Genomic DNA, 3,714 nt, shown 5'->3' on the forward strand with positions numbered 1-3,714 from the left:
CAGCAGGCGATCAAACTGGTTGAGATAGTCAGGGGTTTTGAGATTTTTGGCCAGCTCGTTAGCCAGAGCCTGTAACTGTTTTTCGTCCATAAAGTAACCTGCTTTTGATGTTGGATTGAACATATCAAAATCAGGCAATTACACAATCTCGTGTACAGGCTCTTGCGCACCATGTGCACGATGCACAACTGGATTCGGGAGCCTGTACACTAATTTTTCGCATTGAATGCATCCGGTGTTTTACTTCCCCCCGAAGAAAATTTATCTTATTCCCACTTTTTGTTCGTGAGTTGCACGTGTAGCGTCACTATGCTGCACTAGCCTTGCCCACGATCTGTTTTTTTAGTTTCATTCCAGGACAATTATGAGCAAGAGCACCGCTGAGATCCGTCAAGCGTTTCTCGATTTTTTCCAGAGTAAAGGACACCAGATCGTTTCCAGTAGTTCATTGGTGCCGAATAACGATCCGACATTGCTGTTTACCAACGCGGGAATGAACCAGTTCAAGGATGTTTTCCTGGGGCTGGACAAGCGCAACTATGTGTGTGCTACCACGTCACAGCGCTGCGTGCGTGCAGGCGGTAAGCATAACGATTTAGATAACGTCGGGTACACCGCGCGTCACCACACCTTCTTTGAAATGCTGGGTAATTTCAGCTTTGGTGACTACTTCAAGCGTGATGCCATCCAATATGCATGGGAACTGCTGACTGGTGCGCAATGGTTTAACCTGCCTAAAGAGAAATTATGGGTAACGGTATATGCCACCGACGATGAAGCCTATGACATCTGGACAAACGAAGTCGGTGTACCCGCCGAGCGCATTATCCGTATTGGTGACAACAAGGGCGGTCAATACGCATCTGACAACTTCTGGCAGATGGGTGATACTGGCCCATGTGGTCCGTGTTCGGAAATTTTTTACGATCATGGCGACCATATCCAGGGCGGTCATCCGGGAAGCCCGGATGAAGATGGCGATCGCTATATCGAGATCTGGAACCTGGTATTTATGCAGTTCAACCGTCAGGCGGATGGCACCATGGTTCCGTTGCCTAAACCGTCTGTTGATACCGGGATGGGGCTGGAGCGTGTTACTACGGTATTGCAACACGTCAATTCCAACTACGAGATCGATGTCTTTACCACATTGATCCAAGAAGCGGCGCGCATTATTGGCACTCAGGATTTGAGCAACAAGTCCTTGCGCGTTATCGCTGACCATATCCGCTCCTGCGCATTCCTGATCGCTGATGGCGTCATGCCATCCAACGAAAACCGTGGTTATGTTCTGCGCCGTATTATTCGTCGCGCGGTGCGTCACGGTAATTTCCTCGGTGCCAAAGAGGCCTTCTTCTATAAATTGGTTGCGCCATTGATTCAGGTCATGGGGGCGGCGGCTGATGAATTGAAACAGCAGCAAGCGGTGGTTGAACAGGCGCTGAAAGCGGAAGAAGAGCAGTTTGCCCGCACGTTGGAACGCGGCCTTAGCCTGCTGGATGAAGAGATCAAAAACCTGAAAGGGAACGTACTGGACGGTGAGACGGCGTTCCGGCTGTATGACACTTACGGCTTCCCGTTCGATTTAACGGAAGACGTGTGCCGTGAGCACGATCTTACGGTGGATAAGGACGACTTTGAGCGTGCGATGGAAGCACAACGCCAGCGCGCACGTGAAACCAGTGGGTTCGGCATCGATTATAACACCCTGATTCGTGTTGATGTGGCCACGCCATTTACGGGATACGACAAGACACAGCAGCAGGTTACGGTTATTGCACTCTACCAAGACGGACAGGCGGTCGAAGCGATCAATGCCGGTGAAGAGGGCGTGGCTATCCTCAATGAAACACCGTTCTATGGGGAATCGGGCGGTCAGGTCGGCGATACCGGGACGCTGCATAATGCCAACGTGTGCTTTACCGTTGGGAATACCCAAAAGTTTGGTCAGGCAATTGGTCACCTAGGGTCTCTGACTCAGGGTACGCTGCGCGTCAATGATACGGTGAATGCTGATGTAGATAGTGAGCGTCGCGATCGTATTCGTCTTAACCACTCTGCCACTCATTTGCTGCATGCCGCGCTGCGCCAGGTACTGGGCGAGCACGTTGCCCAGAAAGGCTCGTTGGTTAACGATAACTACCTGCGGTTTGACTTCTCGCAGCCGGAAGCCATGACGGCAGAGCAAATCCGTCAGGTGGAAGATATTGTCAACGCGCAGATTCGTCGTAACCACGACGTTGACACTAGTGTGATGGCGCTGTCGGATGCAAAAGCCAAAGGTGCAATGGCCCTGTTCGGCGAGAAATATGAAGATCATGTGCGTGTATTGACCATGGGCGATTTCTCCATTGAGCTGTGTGGTGGTACGCACACCAAACGTACCGGGGATATCGGTTTGTTCCAGATTGTCTCCGAATCAGGGACGGCGGCGGGTATTCGACGCATTGAAGCCGTAACGGGCAGTGGGGCACTGGCGGCGCTGCATCGTCAAAGTGACGTATTACAGGATGTGACCCAACTGGTCAAAGGAGATAGCCATAACGTGGAGGAAAAAGTGCGTTCCCTGCTGGATCGTACTCGTCAGTTGGAAAAAGAGCTGCAACAGTTGAAAGAACAGCAGGCAGCCCAGGAAAGTGCCTCGCTCTCCTCGAAGGCGAAAACGATCAAGGGTGCGAAACTGTTGGTAACACAGTTGGATAACACCGACCCGAAATTATTGCGTACTATGGTGGACGATCTGAAGAACCAGCTCGGTTCAGCCATCATTGTGCTGGCAACCGTCTCAGAAGATAAAGTCAGCTTGATTTCCGGTATCACGAAGGATTTGACCGACCGTGTTAAAGCCGGTGAATTGATTGGCTTTATCGCTCAGCAGGTCGGTGGTAAAGGGGGGGGACGTCCTGATATGGCACAAGCCGGTGGGAACAACCCAGCCGCTTTACCTTCGGCACTATCTAGCGTTGAAACATGGGTAACGGATAGGCTATAACTATAAATAGTGTATTATCTCAACGAAACGCCAAAATATTTATTTTGGCGTTTTCCCCTTAGGCCAAGGACGTGCGCTGGGGGGAAATATCGGTCTGCCGAGCTTGTGTTGGTAAGCGGAGCATGCCATAGCCCTTTGTTGTGATAACAAATGTCGTGATAAAACAGCGAAAACGGCTGACATCGACTAAACTAAAAGTAACGATACACTGGAGTAAGATGGCGGAGTGCGTTTCCCCATTTAGGTTTATGTTTTCACGGCGCATGATGGATAATGGCGGGGAGACAAAGAGACCCGACTCTTTATAATCTTTCAAGGAGCAAAGAATGCTTATTTTGACTCGTCGAGTTGGCGAAACCCTCATGATTGGCGATGAGGTGACGGTTACCGTGCTAGGGGTAAAGGGCAACCAGGTTCGTATTGGTGTTAATGCGCCGAAAGAAGTTTCTGTTCACCGCGAAGAGATTTACCAGCGGATCCAAGCGGAAAAGTCGCAACCGACGTCCTACTGATTTACCGAGCGTCTCGCCTCTCAGGAGGGACGCGTTCGTTTTAGCTTCCCTGAATATCCTCCCATGACGTTTTAGGCTGTGTCCCTTAATTGCCTGAGTTATAGTAACCGTATGTTTCCACAGTATATTGAACTATGGCTCGCTACGACCTTCCCGATGAAGCATGGATGATCATCCAGTCTTTACTGCCTGCTGAACCAGCAATACCAC

At 50.5% G+C, this 3,714-nt stretch carries 2 protein-coding genes; both read left to right on the forward strand.

All coding sequences use genetic code 11. From position 1 onward, the window contains the following. The first annotated feature begins 364 nt into the window (after window positions 1-364). Window positions 365-2,992, forward strand: a complete 2,628-nt coding sequence (gene alaS / locus QZ506_RS18695; RefSeq protein ID WP_291973076.1) for an alanine--tRNA ligase — start codon at window positions 365-367, stop codon at window positions 2,990-2,992. Window positions 2,993-3,318: 326 nt separating this feature from the next. Next, on the forward strand, window positions 3,319-3,504 hold the full coding sequence (csrA, locus tag QZ506_RS18700) for a carbon storage regulator CsrA (RefSeq protein ID WP_005972168.1): 186 nt from the start codon (window positions 3,319-3,321) through the stop codon (window positions 3,502-3,504). The last annotated feature ends 210 nt before the right edge of the window (window positions 3,505-3,714 follow it).

This window comes from Candidatus Symbiopectobacterium sp. (assembly GCF_020054415.1).
In the GTDB taxonomy this organism is placed as follows: Bacteria; Pseudomonadota; Gammaproteobacteria; order Enterobacterales; family Enterobacteriaceae; genus Symbiopectobacterium.

Bases quoted from the DNA above. Each gene is read 5' to 3' on its own strand.
- alaS (WP_291973076.1), top strand. From the start codon at position 365: ATGAGCAAGAGCACCGCTGAGATCCGTCAAGCGTTTCTCGATTTTTTC.
- csrA (WP_005972168.1), top strand. From the start codon at position 3,319: ATGCTTATTTTGACTCGTCGAGTTGGCGAAACCCTCATGATTGGCGAT.